The organism is Vibrio cidicii, from assembly GCF_009665415.1.
Lineage (GTDB): Bacteria > Pseudomonadota > Gammaproteobacteria > Enterobacterales > Vibrionaceae > Vibrio > Vibrio cidicii.
Genome location: NZ_CP035921.1, coordinates 264,860 through 280,479, shown reverse-complemented (window position 1 = coordinate 280,479; position 15,620 = coordinate 264,860). Strand labels below are relative to the sequence as shown.

17 protein-coding genes are annotated in these 15,620 nt (G+C 41.6%); 14 read left to right on the top strand and 3 right to left on the bottom strand.

Annotated elements, in window-relative coordinates; all coding sequences use genetic code 11:
• Positions 1-175 precede the first annotated feature (175 nt).
• Positions 176-406: a PAS factor family protein gene (locus EWA64_RS02235; protein ID WP_011150352.1), complete on the bottom strand. Its 231-nt coding sequence runs from the start codon at positions 404-406 to the stop codon at positions 176-178.
• Between the two features lie 884 nt (positions 407-1,290).
• On the opposite strand from EWA64_RS02235, the gene EWA64_RS02225 reads away from it, so the two are divergent.
• From EWA64_RS02225 to EWA64_RS02200, 5 genes are all read left to right on the top strand, one after another.
• Positions 1,291-1,437: a DUF645 family protein gene (locus tag EWA64_RS02225; RefSeq protein WP_342341462.1), complete on the top strand. Its 147-nt coding sequence runs from the start codon at positions 1,291-1,293 to the stop codon at positions 1,435-1,437.
• A 646-nt stretch (positions 1,438-2,083) separates the two neighbouring features.
• Positions 2,084-3,273 (top strand): IS3 family transposase gene (locus EWA64_RS02220; RefSeq protein ID WP_439655067.1). Its coding sequence is split into 2 segments (ribosomal slippage): positions 2,084-2,351 and positions 2,351-3,273, totalling 1,191 coding nucleotides; the frame shifts between segments, so codons are not numbered across the junction.
• 282 nt (positions 3,274-3,555) lie between these two features.
• Entirely contained in the window at positions 3,556-3,741 is a 186-nt protein-coding gene (locus tag EWA64_RS02215) for a hypothetical protein (protein ID WP_369435811.1), read from the top strand.
• Positions 3,742-3,912: 171 nt separating this feature from the next.
• On the top strand, positions 3,913-4,419 hold the full coding sequence (locus tag EWA64_RS02210; RefSeq protein WP_369435810.1) for a GNAT family N-acetyltransferase: 507 nt from the start codon (positions 3,913-3,915) through the stop codon (positions 4,417-4,419).
• 163 nt (positions 4,420-4,582) lie between these two features.
• On the top strand, positions 4,583-5,077 hold the full coding sequence (locus EWA64_RS02200; RefSeq protein ID WP_369435809.1) for an RDD family protein: 495 nt from the start codon (positions 4,583-4,585) through the stop codon (positions 5,075-5,077).
• Positions 5,078-5,213: 136 nt separating this feature from the next.
• Here EWA64_RS02200 and EWA64_RS02195 read toward each other — a convergent pair whose 3' ends face one another.
• Positions 5,214-5,492, bottom strand: a complete 279-nt coding sequence (locus tag EWA64_RS02195) for a type II toxin-antitoxin system RelE/ParE family toxin (RefSeq protein ID WP_061895451.1) — start codon at positions 5,490-5,492, stop codon at positions 5,214-5,216.
• Positions 5,489-5,773: a type II toxin-antitoxin system RelB/DinJ family antitoxin gene (locus EWA64_RS02190; protein ID WP_000381183.1), complete on the bottom strand. Its 285-nt coding sequence runs from the start codon at positions 5,771-5,773 to the stop codon at positions 5,489-5,491. The genes EWA64_RS02195 and EWA64_RS02190 overlap by 4 nt, the downstream gene beginning before the upstream one ends.
• 681 nt (positions 5,774-6,454) lie before the next feature.
• On the opposite strand from EWA64_RS02190, the gene EWA64_RS02180 reads away from it, so the two are divergent.
• From EWA64_RS02180 to EWA64_RS02125, 9 genes are all read left to right on the top strand, one after another.
• The gene (locus tag EWA64_RS02180; protein ID WP_009696110.1) at positions 6,455-6,889 is read left to right on the top strand and encodes a GNAT family N-acetyltransferase; all 435 of its coding nucleotides are present in this window, start codon (positions 6,455-6,457) and stop codon (positions 6,887-6,889) included.
• A gap of 587 nt (positions 6,890-7,476) precedes the next feature.
• Positions 7,477-7,932 (top strand): GNAT family N-acetyltransferase, encoded by a 456-nt coding sequence (locus tag EWA64_RS02170; RefSeq protein ID WP_001245329.1) that lies wholly within the window; start codon positions 7,477-7,479, stop codon positions 7,930-7,932.
• 135 nt (positions 7,933-8,067) lie between these two features.
• Positions 8,068-8,541 carry an HAD family hydrolase gene (locus tag EWA64_RS02165; RefSeq protein ID WP_061893182.1) on the top strand — a complete coding sequence of 158 codons (474 nt, stop codon included), beginning with the start codon at positions 8,068-8,070 and terminating at the stop codon, positions 8,539-8,541.
• 202 nt (positions 8,542-8,743) lie between these two features.
• Positions 8,744-10,537 (top strand): DUF262 domain-containing protein, encoded by a 1,794-nt coding sequence (locus EWA64_RS02160; protein ID WP_061893181.1) that lies wholly within the window; start codon positions 8,744-8,746, stop codon positions 10,535-10,537.
• Between the two features lie 145 nt (positions 10,538-10,682).
• Positions 10,683-11,315, top strand: a complete 633-nt coding sequence (locus tag EWA64_RS02155; RefSeq protein WP_061893180.1) for a hypothetical protein — start codon at positions 10,683-10,685, stop codon at positions 11,313-11,315.
• A gap of 134 nt (positions 11,316-11,449) precedes the next feature.
• Entirely contained in the window at positions 11,450-11,899 is a 450-nt protein-coding gene (locus EWA64_RS02150; RefSeq protein WP_061893179.1) for a GyrI-like domain-containing protein, read from the top strand.
• A 638-nt stretch (positions 11,900-12,537) separates the two neighbouring features.
• On the top strand, positions 12,538-13,059 hold the full coding sequence (locus EWA64_RS02140; protein WP_061893183.1) for a GNAT family N-acetyltransferase: 522 nt from the start codon (positions 12,538-12,540) through the stop codon (positions 13,057-13,059).
• Positions 13,060-13,756: 697 nt separating this feature from the next.
• Positions 13,757-14,044 carry a type II toxin-antitoxin system RelE/ParE family toxin gene (locus EWA64_RS02130; protein WP_001162670.1) on the top strand — a complete coding sequence of 96 codons (288 nt, stop codon included), beginning with the start codon at positions 13,757-13,759 and terminating at the stop codon, positions 14,042-14,044.
• Between the two features lie 10 nt (positions 14,045-14,054).
• On the top strand, positions 14,055-14,372 hold the full coding sequence (locus EWA64_RS02125) for a HigA family addiction module antitoxin (protein ID WP_001232701.1): 318 nt from the start codon (positions 14,055-14,057) through the stop codon (positions 14,370-14,372).
• Positions 14,373-15,620: the final 1,248 nt, after the last annotated feature.

Genomic DNA, 15,620 nt, shown 5'->3' with positions numbered 1-15,620 from the left:
CAAACTGCTTAAGAGGGATTCGCAATGCGTGGCATTTTCAGCATGCGTTGGGTTTTCGTGATTAAGGCGGTGTGCGGTAGCTTTCGTAGTGCATTGCTCACCCCTTAGCAGGGCGTTATGTGACTATCGCTAAAACGGCTCTTGGGGATAAGAGCCGTTATGGACGTGGTAAGGATCAGTGTTCAGGAATTTCTAATAATTGAACAACGCTATCTACAGCATTGCTGATAGCTTCGTGGTTTTCTAATTTTCCTGAGCTGGCTGGCCCGAGAGCACCTGCATACAAAGCCAGTTGTTTATCAAAAGGCAAGTCCAACTGTTCATAAAGGTTTTGTCTTATGGTTGCATGTTGTTCTGGGTCTTGGTTTGCAAGGTTTACAAGCGTTTCATAAATGAGGGCTTTCATGTAATGTCCATTTTATTATAGTTTACGGGGTGCATATCATTGTACGCGTGTAGAGCTTGTAATTCTTACGCAACAATCACATAACAAGGCGTTTAAGAGGGATTCATGCCGCGTGGCATTTTTGGTTTGCGGTGATTTTGGTGGTGAAAATGGCTTGCGGGAAGTTGGTTTGTGCGGCATTCACCCCTTAACGCGGCGTTATGCTTAATCAAGTAAAATCAGTGGTTTATGGTTTTTCTTTGCTCCCTCGGCTTTTCAGTTTTGTGTTTGTCGGCAAGTTGGCTTCAGTGGGCGCTGTTTTCTGGACACTTATTCTTTGGCGCTAAAAATTCTGAGAGTTGCCTCAGTCAATTTTCGGGCAAGCGCGAGGTTATGGCGGTTGGCTCAATCAGAAATTTGATCTTAGGTTTTTGAGTTTTGACTGCCAAAGTTCAAAGTCTGATTTTCAAAATTATGAGTCATTTCTGTTTTCTACGTTTTGGCTTTTGTTTCTGAATCGAAGTCGAGTTAATCTTGGTTCTAGTTAATCGTAACCTATTGAAGCTTAAGCATAACAAAGCGTTTAAGTGGGATTTGGCACGCGTGGCATTTTCGGTTTGCGTTGGGTTCAGTGATTAAGGTGCTGTGCGGTAGCTTTTGTAGTGCGTGCCTGCACCCCTTAACGCGGCGTTAGCTTCTTAAAGGCTGGAATCATCAAAATCCAAACTCAATCGTTCTGAAAAATCAACTTTTAGCATTCAAATTGCACAAGTTGGCTTTTGCGTATTTTCTTGATACTGATTTGGTCGAACGTGTTGAAAGTTCAGTGGTTTCAAAGTCGCTGAAAATCATCAAACCTCGAAGCTTCAATGTTGTAGGATGTTCCACACAGAAAGTTTGGTTTCATAAAAGGCTGCATCATCGCTGTGATCTGGTTTTCTTTGTCGCGGAGTCTTAACCGTGGCCAACTTAACCTTGATCGTTTTGAGTTTTGGCAGCCAACCTCACAGCTTTTGGCGTTGGACGTGTGTTTGTGTGATGCTTTTGCGTAAAATGCCTTTCAAGTAAATGTGTTAAAAGCCATTGTGAAACAATAGGCTACGAAGCTAACAAACGCCTCAAGAGGGACTGTCAACGCGCGGCGTTTCCAGTCCCATTGAGCCGCGGTGGTTTCGGCTGTTGTGTTTGAGTTTTATGTTATGCGTTGCCAGCCCCTTAGGCGGGCGTTAGCTTAAAACAATAAAAATCAATTGGTTGAGGTTTTTATTTCTTCCCTTGGCCATTCGTTTTGGTTTATCGGCAAATCAGCATTGTTTGCCAACGCGATTTTTGAGCTGTTGCCTCAATTGAGTTTTGGGCTTGCGCGAGGTTAGCCAGTTTGGCGCAAAGTCGCTTTGGAAGTTTTGCTTTCGCTTTGAGTTCTCCAAAGATGAATTCTCAAAAATCTACTGGTTTCAAAGCAAGTGAACGGCCACAAAGTTTGAGTCATTTCGGGTTTTAAAACTCAGGTGGTTTGTCGTTTTTCCATACTGGGTTAGTCTCGGGTTTGGTCAATCTAAGGTGCTAAAATTTAAGCTAACAAATTGCTTAAGCGGGATTCGCAATGCGTGGCATTTTGGGTATGTGTAGTGGCATAGTGAATTTGGCCACCTGATTAGAGCTGTTATGATTACACCCGTAGCAGCAGTAGGTGACGAAATGGCAAAGAAAAAAGGACCGAATTTTAGCCCTGAGTTCCGTCTGGAAACGGCTCAACTGGTGGTTGATCAAGGCTACTCCCAGAAGGAGGCCGCCCAGGCAATGGGGGTGGGCTATTCCACGATTGGCAAATGGGTCAGTCAACTGCGAGAAGAGCGTTCAGGCAAGTCTCCCAAGGCCTCGCCCATGACCCCAGAGCAGGTTGAAATCCGCGAATTAAAGAAGCGCATTGAACGGCTGGAATTGGAAAAGGAAGTCCTAAAAAAGGCTACAGCTCTGTTGATGTCGGACTCCATGAACACTTCTCGCTAATCGAGAAACTCAACAAGAGCCACCGGGAAAAGTACCCGGTCGTCTGGCTGTGCAAGGTGTTTGATGTCCAGCGCAGCAGCTACAGGTATTGGTTAAGCCGGGATAAGCGGATATGCCCAAAGGCGGTGCGTTTACACAGCACAATCCGGCAAATCCACCGTGAGAGCAATGGCTCCGCCGGGGCAAGAACCATCGCCGATATCGCTACTGCCCGGGGTTTTGCATTAAGCCGCTACCGTGCAGGACGGTTAATGAAGACGCTGGAATTGGTCAGTTGCCAATTGCCGAAGCATGCTTATAAGAAAGCCAATCAGGAGCATGTCGACATCCCGAATCGGTTGAACCGCCAGTTTGACGTGGTGGCACCTAACCAAGTGTGGTGCGGCGATGTGACCTATGTCTGGACAGGTACTCGCTGGGCCTATTTGGCCGTGGTAATGGATTTATTTGCCCGTAAACCCGTGGGCTGGGCGATGTCGCACTCACCGGACAGCGAGTTGACCAAGCAGGCGTTGAACATGGCATTTGAGCAACGAGGCAGGCCTAAAGGCGTGATGTTCCACAGTGACCAGGGCAGTCACTATACCAGTCGCTCCTTCCGGCAATTGCTGTGGCGTTACCAGATAACCCAAAGCCTGAGTCGCCGCGGGAATTGCTGGGACAACAGCCCAATGGAGCGATTTTTCAGGAGTTTGAAAACGGAATGGATACCGGAAACAGGCTATCGGAACTTTGCCGAGGCCAAGCTGGCAATCACCCACTATATCCTGGGGTATTACAGCAACGTCAGGCCACACCATTACAACGGTGGCTTGAGTCCAAACGAGTCAGAGCGAAGATACTGGCTTAACTATAAACCCGTGGCCAGTTTTACTTGACCACTACAAAGCAAGTGAACGGCCACAAAGTTTGAGTCATTTCGGGTTTTAAAACTTAGGCAGTTTGCCGGCTTCCCAAATCAGGTTAATCTCGGGCTTAGTAAATCTAAGGTGCTGAAATTTAAGCTAACAAACTGCTTAAGCGGGATTCGCAATGCGTGGCATTTTCAGCATGCGGTGAGTTTTGTGATTGAGTTGGCGTGCGGTAGCTTTTGCAGTGCATTGCTCACCCCTTAGCAGGGCGTTAGGCAATACATGATAACGATAGAAAAAGGAAATTTTATGAGTAAAAAATTCAAGAATGTGAGCATGAATTCCGGCGATTTAACGGTTAAGGTGGATCATGCGGTTGTTACTTTCCATCTTAAACCTGGCGCAGAATTTAGCATCGAGGCAGGAGATAATGCGGATATCGAATTCTCAAGCCCTAATTCAGAAAAGCAGTTAGTTATTGAACCCGTTTTATAATTGCTTATTGGCATGCTCAGCTTTTGCCTAACAAGCTGCTTAAGCGGGATTCGCAATGCGTGGCATTTTCAGCATGCGGTGAGTTTTGTGATTAAGTTGGTGTGCGGTAGCTTTTGCAGTGCATTGCTCACCCCTTAGCAGGGCGTTATGTAACAAGGAGAGTTCAGCTAAATGGAAGTAGTATCTGAAAGGCTGCGGATGAAGCCATTATCGGAAAATGACTGGCCTTTATTTCTGCAACTCCATACGAATCCTAGTGTTATTTCACTTTGTTTCGATGAACTGCCAAAGTCAGAAATTGAGAGTAAGTTTAAATCTCGATTAGTACCATGGTTTGTAAAGTCGAAGCATTGGCTATGTTTAGTTGTTGTCGAGTCCAAAACGGATAAAGCAGTAGGTATAACAGGTTTTTGTGTTAACGATTCTGTTGCTGAAGTTGGGTTTATGTTTTTGCCCGAATATCATGGACTCGGGTATGGTACAGAGTCACTGCAAGCTCTCATAAATTATTCAATGTCAGAGTTTGGCATCGATAAATACAGTGCAGTTGTCACTGAGGGTAACATTGGTTCCGAAAAGGTACTTACAAAAGTGGGTTTTGTACTCGATAGGATAGTGCCTCAAGCTTATGAAATCGGTGGTAATTTGTACGCAGACCATGTCTATCAATACGCGTAAAATTGTTACATAACAAAGCGTTTAAGCGGGATTCATGCCGCGTGGCATTTTTGGTATGCGGAGATTTTTGTGGTGAAAGTGGCGTGCGGAAGCTTGGTTTATGCGGCATTCACCCCTTAACGCGGCGTTAGCTATTTTAATAAAAACATGGAGCTTCATCGAAGTGAGAATAGAACCCAAATTCAGCGATATTGACTTAGATGTTTGTGAGTCTTCTGAAATTATTGAGTGTACCAAATATGTTAGCCCAGAACAGAGCAGGTTAAATAAACCCTTGGCAAGTCCTGGAAGACGTTATTGCGGTCAGTTCTTAGATCTGATAATTTCTTGGTTATTATTGTTATTGTTATTGTTAATGTTTCTGTTAAATGAAATGGGCTCATCTAGGGAGCAAACTGATTTTATATCAATTTTGGTTTCAGCAATCTATTTGATTTTTTCAGACGCATTACCACGAGGTCAAAGTGTCGGAAAATTAATGCTAGGGATGTCGGTAATTGATAAAGAATCTGGTGAATACTGTTCCCTATGGCAGTCTTTTATTCGAAATATTCTCAATCCATTAATAGGATTAATTGATGCTATTTTTATTCTTTCTAGAAAGCGTCAGAGAATAGGTGATTTAGCTGCGAATACGATTGTTGTAAAAAATAGCTAACAAACTGCTTAAGAGGGATTCGCAATGCGTGGCATTTTCGGCATGCTGTGGGTTTCGTGATTAAGGTGGTGTGCGGTAGCTTTAGCAGTGCATTGCTCACCCCTTAGCAGGGCGTTAGTTGCCAGTCAGCAACAAATCAGTCGTTTGGAAATTTTTGTTTCTGATGTAGTACACGCATTATTCGAATTTTAGAACCATCAACCCAATACGAAACAATCATTGATATCTCAGGGATAATAAGCAATCTGCCTCTAATGCCATCACGCTGAACACCCATTAGTGGTTGCTCAAGCAAATTTTCAACTTTGGCTTCTATGAGCTCATCCGTTTTTTCAGCGGCTGCTGGGTTAAAGTCGTAAAGAAATTTGAAAATTTTCTCACGATCATTGAGAGATGCTTCTTCCCAGAAAATCATGCGTGGCCTCGATTTCGGATTTTAGCTTTACGTTCAGCCATTCGTGCTTTGGCTATGTCATGTTCAATGAATACTGCTTTTCCTGAGTCGAACTTCTCAAATGCTTGATTCACTTGTTCAGTTAGCCATGCATCGTGAGATAATGCCTTGCGTTGCTGCTCAGCCAATTGTTCAGTGAGTTCACGGCAAGCATCGCTAAGAGTTCGACCTTGGCTTTCAGCCATTTGTTGAGCTAAACGTTTTGTTTCTTCGTCTACACGAAATTGAATTCTAGTATCCATGGTGAGCTCCTTTGTTGTGTGTACAAATGTTAGCACTGGTGTTGGGGTAGGGCAACTAACAAACGCTTCAAGAGGGACAGCCAACGCGTGGCATTTTTACTATGCGTTGGTTTTTGTGATTACGGTGTGATGCGGAAAGTTGGTAGTAGCGTTGGCTGCCCCTTAAGCGGGCGTTATGCTTAATCACCCAAAATCAGTGGTTTATGATTGTTCTTTATTCCCTTGGCTTGTGAGTTTCGTGCTCGTCGGCAAGTTGGCTTTTTTGAGCGCTGTTTTGCGGACACTTATTCTTTGGCGCTAGAAAATCAGAGAGTTGCATCATTCAATTTTCGGGCAAGCGCGAGGTTAGGGCGGTTGGCTCAATCAGAGATTTGATCTTAGGTTTTTTCGTTTTAGCTGCCAAATTTCAAAGTCTGATTTTCAAAATCATGAGTCATTTCAGTTTTTTGGTTTTTGGCTTTTGTTTGTGAATCAAAGTCGAGTTAATCTTGTTTTTAGTAAAACGTAAGTCATTGAAGCTTAAGCATAACAAGGCGTTTAAGCGGGATTCATGCCGCGTGGCATTTTTAGTTTGCGGTGAGTTTTGGTGGTGAAAGTGTTCTGCGGAAAGCTGGTTTAGGCGGCATTCACCCCTTAACGCAGCGTTATAAGCTATCCGTAATTGTAGGTTTGGAGAGTTAGGTGTACGAAACCCGTAAAGCTGAAAATAGTGACTATGAGTTCCTATTCGAACTTAAGAAATCAGCAGAATTTGAACCAATCAAAGCTGTATTTGGTTGGGACGAAAGTGTTCAAAGAGAAATTCATCACAATGAGTGGGTCGAAGAAAAGCCAACCATCATCGAAGTCGATGGAGTCGCCGTGGGCAGTTACTTGGTGCAGTACCATTCTGAGAATCTGTACTTTGGTCGCTTTTTCCTATTACCAGAACATCAGGGTAAAGGAATTGGTAGCCAAGTATTAAAAGCTGTCATTGAGCTTGCTGAACAAAAGTCGTTACCGATAAAGCTTTGCTACTTACAAGGAAACCGAGTAGGGCAACTTTACAAAAGGTTTGGCTTTGAGGTTACAGGGCAGGACGAACAGTTCGTGCACATGCTCAAACCACGCTTATAACAAACTGTTTAAGAGTGATTCGCAACGCGTGGCATTTTTACTATGCGTTGCGTTTGGTGTTTAAGGTGGTATGCGGCAGCATCGGTATTGCGTTGCTCACACCTTAACAGGGCGTTATGCTTAATCATTTTAAAACAGTGGTTTATGGTTTTTCTTTGTTCCCTCGGCTGGTTGGTTTCGAGTTTGTCGGCAAGTTGGCTTTATTGGGCGCTGTTTTCCGGACACCTATTCTTTGGCGCTGGAAACTCGGAGAATTGCCTCAGTCAATTTTCGGGCAAACGCGAGGTTAGGGCGGTTGGCTCAATCAGCAATTTGATCTTAGGTTTTTGAGTTTTGACAGCCAAAGTTCAAAGTCTGATTTTCAAAATTATGAGTCATTTCTGTTTTCTATGTTTTGGTTTTTGTTTGTGAATCAAAGCTGAGTTAATCTTGGTTTGGGTAAAACGTAAGCCATTGAAGCTTAAGCATAACAAAGCGTTAAAGAGGGACTTGGCACGCGTGGCATTTTCAGTTTGCGTTGGGTTTAGTGGTTACGGCACTATGCGGTAGCTTTTGTATTGCGTGCCTGCGCCCCTTAACGCGGCGTTATGAGGAATATGGATATCAAATTACGACCAATAGAAAGTGAAGAATTCGATAGTCTTTTTTCTGTTGTAAAGCAGGGCATTTATTCACATGTTGATGCCGTTTTTGGTTGGGATGATGACTTTCAACGCAACCGTCTAAAAAGAGACTATGACCCTAGTTGGTTTCACTGGGTAGAACAAGGAGGTCAGCGAATTGGCATGTTGTGTTTCAAACCTTATGACAATGCAATTCATGTTCATCTACTGGTTGTTTTTCCCGAGTTTCAGAACCAAAAATTTGGGCAAAAGATAATGAATTATGTCCATAGTCGTGCGGATGCTGAGGGGAGAAACCGGGTGACGTTATCCAGCTTTATCCGAAATGAGGCCGCGGTAAGATTTTACAAATCGCTTGGTTATCAGCTCATTGATAGTGATGAATGTTTCTATTCTTTGTCGCTTCAAATTTCCTCATAACAAACGCCTCAAGAGGGACTGTCAACGCGTGGCGTTTCCAGTCCCAATGAGCCGCGGTGGTTGCAGTTGTTGTGTTTGAGTTTGGTGGTTTGCGTTGCCAGCCCCTTAGGCGGGCGTTATGTGCAAGGAGGCAAAATGACCAAAGTGTACTTATTCGATTGGGGCGATACACTAATGATCGATTTCCCAGATCAAACAGGGAAAATGTGTGATTGGGAAAATATCCAAGCTGTAAACGGTGCACTGCAAACCCTAGAAGCACTGTCGACACAACATCAAATCTATGTCGCTACGAATGCCGCTGATTCAACAGAAAGTGATATAAAATTGGCTTTCGACCGAGTAGGTTTATCTCCTTTTATCTCAGGCTACTTTTGCAAATCTAACCTTGGTATTGGCAAAGGTGCTCCGGAATTCTTCAATCGAATTATCAGCACATTAAACGTAGAGCCTAAATCGGTGGTTATGGTCGGTGACTCATACGACAAAGATATTGAGCCAGCAGTCACAGTCGGCATCCAAGCTATTTGGTTTAATCCTATGGGCAAGGTTGCTCAGGGTAGTCATGAAGTAAAAGAAATCAGGAAGTTGTCTGAACTTTGCACATAACAAAGCGTTAAAGAGGGACTTGGCACGCGTGGCATTTTCGGTTTGCAGTTTGTTTAGTGGTTAAGGCGTCATGCGGTGACTTTTGTATTGCGTGCCTGCGCCCCTTAACGCGGCGTTACATTCTTAATCAACATTGCACATATGGTATGCAATGCTGTATTATGAGCGGATATGATTATTGTGTAAGCAAGTGGTGATAAAAATGCAGGGTAATTTAAGTATTAAGGGCATCACAGTCCAAAATATCTATACGCAATACTTAGCTGGTAACTTTGTAATAAATCGACGTTATCAACGTAAGTTGGTCTGGAGTATTGAAGAAAAAGAAAAGTTTATAGATTCTTTGATGAATAGCTTTCCTATACCAATGATAATAACTGCTTCACACAGAAAATCAGATGGTACAAATGCATCTGAGATCCTTGATGGTATGCAAAGGTTGAATGCAATAACCTCATTTATTGAGGGAGAATTTCCAGTAAATGGAAAGTATTTCAACTTATCAGCTGTTGCTCAAACAAAACGAAAACTAGATGCAGGTAAACTCAAACAAAATAGTCCAATGCTAGATTTAGATAGCTGCAGTTTAGTCCTTGACTATCCAGTGCCTTTCTCTGTTTGTGATACCAATGAACCTAAAAAAATAGATGAAAGCTTCCGTCGTATAAATACCGGAGGTAGAACGCTATCACTCCAAGATGTTCGCCAAGCAGGTTCACTTGGTATAATTCCTGACATAATTAGGGATGCTGCGATATATATACGTAAAGATAGTTCAAGGACAAGTATATTAGACTTGTCAAATATGAAAAATATTAGCCTGAGTAATAAAGGACTTTCTTATGGTATAAAATTAGAAAATATTTTTTGGGTTAAGCATTCAATTATTACATACGAAAATGTTAGGAAGTCGAGAGATGAAGAGTTAGTTGCTCACCTTCTTGCGTACATAGCATCAAAAGATGGTGCTGTGACGACTTCGGGATATCTAGATGCTATTTATGACTCTAACAGCGATGAAAGCAAAGACCTGCAAAGAAAAATAAATAAGCAAGGCTACGACACGGTATATAAACATTTTTGCATAGTGTTTGATGAGTTGTCTAAAGTATTAGACTATTGCGATAGCAGTTTTAGCAAACTGGCTTATTCAGGAAAAGCGACGAAAATAAAATTAGTATTTCAAGTTGTATTTATTGCTTTTTATAAAGCAATTATCGAGTCAAACTTGAAAGTTGGGAACTATAAAAATCTATGTAATTCTTTGAATAATATTTATGATAGCCATCTAACAGCAATCGACAATGATAAAGCGTGGAATAGTAAGACGAGAGAGAAACTATCTAATGCAATATTTGGTGTTATTAAAGAACACTTTTCTGCACGGTCTGGAGTTGATAGAAACCTTAGTAACTGGGTCGAGAATCTAGAAAATATTCTTAATGAATCACAAACTGAGCAAGTTTGTTATGATTTCAAGATGGGTTTGAACAAAATTGTTGATGGTTCTGGTGATTTTCAAGCTAAGACCCTTTCTCGAATAATAAAAACACTTGTAGCAATGACTAATACAAAGGTTGGTGATTGTTATGTAATTTTAGGTGTTGCTGATAATGAATCTGATGCAAAGTTGCATGAAAAACATTATAAATCATCATATATTAATCATGGTCATTTTAGTATAGTTGGCATAGATCGTGAGGCGAGCAAGTATCATGGTGATCTTGACAAGTATATGAAAAAAATCATTGATTTAGTTGACAAGGAGCCTATATCTCCTTATTTCAAAAATATCATTAAGTCACATATGGTTCCATTTACTTATTCCGACAAAGAAATATTCTTATTTAAGGCATTTCGAGGAGACAAACCAGAAATGTATGCTGAAAAGTATGTTAAACGTACTCTTTCTCATAATGAACAAATTCCGCCAGAAGAACTATTTGATTTCTTTGAGTTCTTTAAAACAGAAAGTTCATTAGCCCAAAAAATATAACAAAGCATTTAAGAGTGATTCCCAACGCTTGGCATTTTTCATTCCAGCGTTGGGTTTTGTGTTTACGGTGGTTTGGTTAAGTTTCGTGGTAGCGTTGCTCACACCTTAATGCGGCGTTAGCCCTCAAGAGTAAATTGGAGAAATTGTGTCCTTATTAGCTGGAATATCTATAACTATAGACTTTGACTACTCATGTATTGACGAGCGTTTGACGAAAGAGTATTTGGCTGACTTAGTACAATCTAATGCTAGAGACATCTATGGCTCAGAAGTAAAATGTTATGTCGAACTGTCCGAAGGTAGTGTAAAAGCGAATTTACTAATCGTAGGTTCAATCTATGCAGCAATTTGTGGTTATGGAAGCTTTAGAAGCGGAATTGATTACATAATAAAAGATGCCAAGTTGATAAAAGATCTTTTCGCTAGTCAGTTAATCCGAAAAGGCATGCATGAAGAAGATATAATTGACTTGCGGCGTATTCATTCTGCACCAGATAAAATTCGTCGTGTAATACTCGCAATTGAAAGACTCGAAAGTAATATAGGAAAATTGTCTCCAGAAGTGGTAAAGGCTGAACTGCATAAGATTCATACGTCGGTCAGAAACATGAGTCATGCTTTAGATGATCGAGACTACGAGTTGTTTGTATCATCACTTAAAGAAGAATATGTCCCAGTAGATAGACGGTTACCTGAATCAAAAATGAATCAGAAACTTTTCGCTCGGGACGAAGATACAAGGTTTATTTTACCGACAGTCTTGGGCAAAGAGGGCTAACAAACGCTTCAAGAGGGACAGCCAACGCGTGGCATTTTTATTATGCGTTGGTTTTGGTGATTACGGTATTATGCGGTAAGTTGGTAGTAGCGTTGGCTGCCCCTTAAGCGGGCGTTATGTAACTAGGAGAAAAAATGAACATCAGTGAAATTAATGGTTTTGAGGTTACGGGGTTCGTCGTTCGTACGACTAATGCAGATGAAATGAATCCTATGACTGCAAAAATCGGAAATCTTTGGGAAAAGTTTTACTTAAATGCAGCTCCAAAGTTAACCGACAAGTCAAAAGTGTATGGTTTATACACAAACTATGAATCTGATTTTACTGGTGCTTTCGATGTTATCGCTTGTTCGGACACATTATCAGCACAATTATTGTCAGAATCAGTAAAAACGAATGTTTCCTCTGGTAAGTACGTGACTTTTTCAGCTACTGGTGAAATGCCACAAGTAGTTATCGATTTGTGGAATGAGGTTTGGAATTATTTTGCTTCTGAACACTGTCCTCACGAACGAGCGTATACAACAGACTTTGAGTATTACAAAAGTGCTAATTCTGTAGAAATCTCTATTGCCGTTAGATAGTTACATAACAAACGGTTCAAGAGGGACAGCCAACGCGTGGCATTTTTATTATGCGTTGGTTTTAGTGGTTACGGTGTTATGCGGAAGCTTGGTAATGGCGTTGGCTGCCCCTTAACCGGGCGTTATGCTTAATCAAGTAAAATCAGTGGTTTATGGTTTTTCTTTGCTCCCTCGGCTTTTCAGTTTTGTGTTTGTCGGCAAGTTGGCTTCAGTGAGCGCTGTTTTCTGGACACTTATTCTTTGGCGCTAAAAATTCTGAGAGTTGCCTCAGTCAATTTTCGGGCAAGTGCGAGGTTAGGGCGGTTGGCTCAATCAGAAATCCATTTCTAGGTTTCAAACTTCAAACTAGATTTGCCAAAATCCCGAGTCTGATCATCAAAACTATGAGTCATTTCGGTTTTCTACGTTTTGGCTTTTGTTTCTGAATCAAAGTCGAGTTAATCTTGTTTCCAGAAAAACGTAACCAATTGAAGCTTAAGCATAACAAGGCGTTTAAGCGGGATTCATGCCGCGTGGCATTTTTGGTATGCGGTTGGTTTTGGTGGTGAAAGTGGCTTGCGGAAGGTTGGTTTATGCGGCACTCACCCCTTAACGCGGCGTTAGTTTGCTACAAAGAATCGGGAAGTATCGAGGAAGATATGAAAGTAGATATTAGACCAGCCAAGGAAGACGAACTGGAATCTCTCCATTCTTTGGTTATTTCAAATGATGAATGGATGAAGTTCAATGGTCCTTATTTTCCATATTCTCACCCAACATTAGAACAGTTTGAAAGTTCATCATTTCAACGTTTAGTCGCTGGCTCAGACTTACAATTAATTACTGTTGACGATATTCCTGTTGGAACGGTTAGTTGCTACTGGGAATGTGAAGAAACTCGTTGGCTTGAAGCTGGTGTAGTTATTTACGATGCACAGTATTGGGGTAAGGGAATTGCTGCGCTTGCTCTACCTTTATGGGTATCGTACTTGTTCGAAACTAAAGAGATCGAGAGGGTTGGTTTAACCACTTGGTCGGGTAATCCTCGAATGATGTCTTTGGCCTTGAAACTGGGTTTTCAGCAAGAAGCGAGACTTAGAAAGGTTCGTTACTACAATGGTGAATACTATGACTCCGTCAAATATGGTGTGTTACGGTCGGAGTGGTCAGAACGCAACTAACAAGCAATTTAAGAGGGATTCACAACGCTTGGCATTTTTGCTTCTACTTCAAATTTAGTGTTTATGGCACAATGCTTTAGGTTGGGTGGAGGCGTTGTTCACCCCTTAATTGGGCGTTATGCTTAATCACGTAAAATCAGTGGTTTATGGTTTTCCTTTGTACCCTCGGCTTTTCTGTTTTGTGTTTGTCGGCAAGCCGGCTTTTTTGAGCGCTGTTTTTCGGACACTTATTCTTTGGCGCTGGAAATTCAGAGAATTGCCTCAATCAATTTTCGGGTAAGTGCGAGGTTAGGGCGGCTGGCTCAATCAGAAATCCATTTTTAGGTTTTTAAACTCCAAACTAGATTTGCCAAAATCCCAAGTCTGATTATTAAAACCATGATTCATTTCGGTTTTCTACGTTTTGGCTTTTGTGTGTAAATCAAAGTCGAGTTAATCTTGGTTCTGGTCAAACGTAAGTCATTGAAGCTTAAGCATAACAAAGCGTTTAAGAGGGATTCATGCCGCGTGGCATTTTTGGTTTGCAGTGAATTTTGGTGGTGAAAGTGGTTTGCAGAAGCTTGGTTTATGCGGCATTCACCCCTTAACGCGGCGTTATGTACTTTTCTAAAATCCTTCCTACAAATCAAACTTGTGCACAGTGTTATTATGCGTTAGTCTTTGTCTATGGATGCACAATGAGACAGTGCAAGTTGCAATGGCATTAGAATTTAAAGATAAGTGGTTAGAACAGTTTTACGAGGATGATAAACGACATCGTTTAATTCCAAGTAGCATAGAGAATGCTCTATTTCGGAAGCTGGAAATCTTAGATGCAGCCCAAGCTGAATCTGACTTAAGAATTCCACCGGGTAATCGTTTTGAACATCTTGAAGGAAATCTTAAAGGTTGGTGTTCAATTCGAGTGAACAAACAGTATCGTTTGATTTTTCAGTGGGTTGATGGTGTTGCACTAAATACTTACTTAGACCCACATAAGTATTGAGGTAACGACTATGCGTAAGACAAAACGTCGTCCAGTTAGCGTTGGGGAAATGTTAAAAGTTGAATTTCTTGAACCAATGGGCATCACATCAAAAGCGCTCGCTGAAGCGATGGGCGTACACAGAAATACGGTGAGTAATTTGATTAATGGTGGTGTGTTAACAGCTCCGGTAGCAATCAAGTTAGCAGCGGCACTAGGTAATACACCAGAGTTTTGGCTTAATATTCAACATGCAGTTGATCTTTGGGACACGAGAAATCGTTATCAAGAAGAAGCAAAATTTGTAAAGCCGTTGTTTGTTTCGCTGGAACAAAGCGCACGTACATAACAAACGCCTCAAGAGGGACTGTCAACGCGTAGCGTTTCCAGTCCCATTGAGCCGCAGTGATTTCGGTTGTGGTGTTTGAGTTTTGTGTTAATGCGTTCCCAGCCCCTTAGGCGGGCGTTAGCTTAAAGCAATGAAAATCAATTGTTTGCAGCCTGTTTTTTCTTCCCTTGGCAGCTCGTTTCGGTTTCTCGGCAAATCAGCATTGTTTGCCAACACGAGTTTCGAGCTATTGCCTCAATTGAGTTTTGGGGCTGTGCGAGGTTAGTACGTTTGGTGCAAAGTCGCTTTGGAAATTTTGCTTTCGCTTTGAGTTCTCAGAAAATGATCTATCAAAATTTGTTGGTTTTCAAAGCACATGAAAGGCCACAAAATTTGAGTTTTTTCGGGTTTTGAGCTTCAAGCGGTTTGTTGGTTTTCCAAATCAGGTTAATCTCGGGCTTAGTGAATCTAAGGTGCTGAAATTTAAGCTAACAAACTGCTTAAGCGGGATTCGCAATGCGTGGCATTTTCAGCATGCGGTGAGTTTTGTGATTAAGTTGGTGTGCGTTAGCTTTTGCAGTGCATTGCTCACCCCTTAGCAGGGCGTTAGCTTAAAACAATGAAAATCAATTGGTTGTAGCCTGTTTTTTCTTCCCTTGGCAGTTCGTTCAGGTTTTTCGGCAAATCAGCATTGTTTGTCAATGCGAGTTTTGAGCTGTTGCCTCAATTGAGTTTTGGGATTTTGCGAGGTTAGCCAGTTTGGCGCAAAGTCGCTTTGGCAAATTTGCTTTCGCTTTGAGTTCTCCGAAGATGAATTCTCAAAAATTTACTGGTTTCAAAGCAAATGAATGGCCACAAAGTTTGAGTTATTTCGGGTTTTAAAACTCTGGTAGTTTGCCGGCTTTCCAAATCAGGTTAATCTCGGGCTTAGTAAATCTAAGGTGCTGAAATTTAAGCTAACAAACTGTTCAAGCAGATTCGGCATGCGTGGCATTTTTGGTTTGCAGCGGTTTTAGTGATTACGTAGTGTGCGGAAGCTCTTGTAGTGCATGCCTCACTACTTAACAGGGCGTTATGTGCTTATTGAAAATAGTTAGTTTCAGAGGATTATATTTGAAAAAAGAATTTGTATTTTGCTTGACTGCTGTTTTGATGTTTGGCTGTAAAGTGGAGGTAAATAGTGAAATAAACACTAATACCCGGAACATTACTATGTATAAAAACATTACCAGTAGTTGTGTAGAGGGTTTTTTAAGGGATGATCATCGG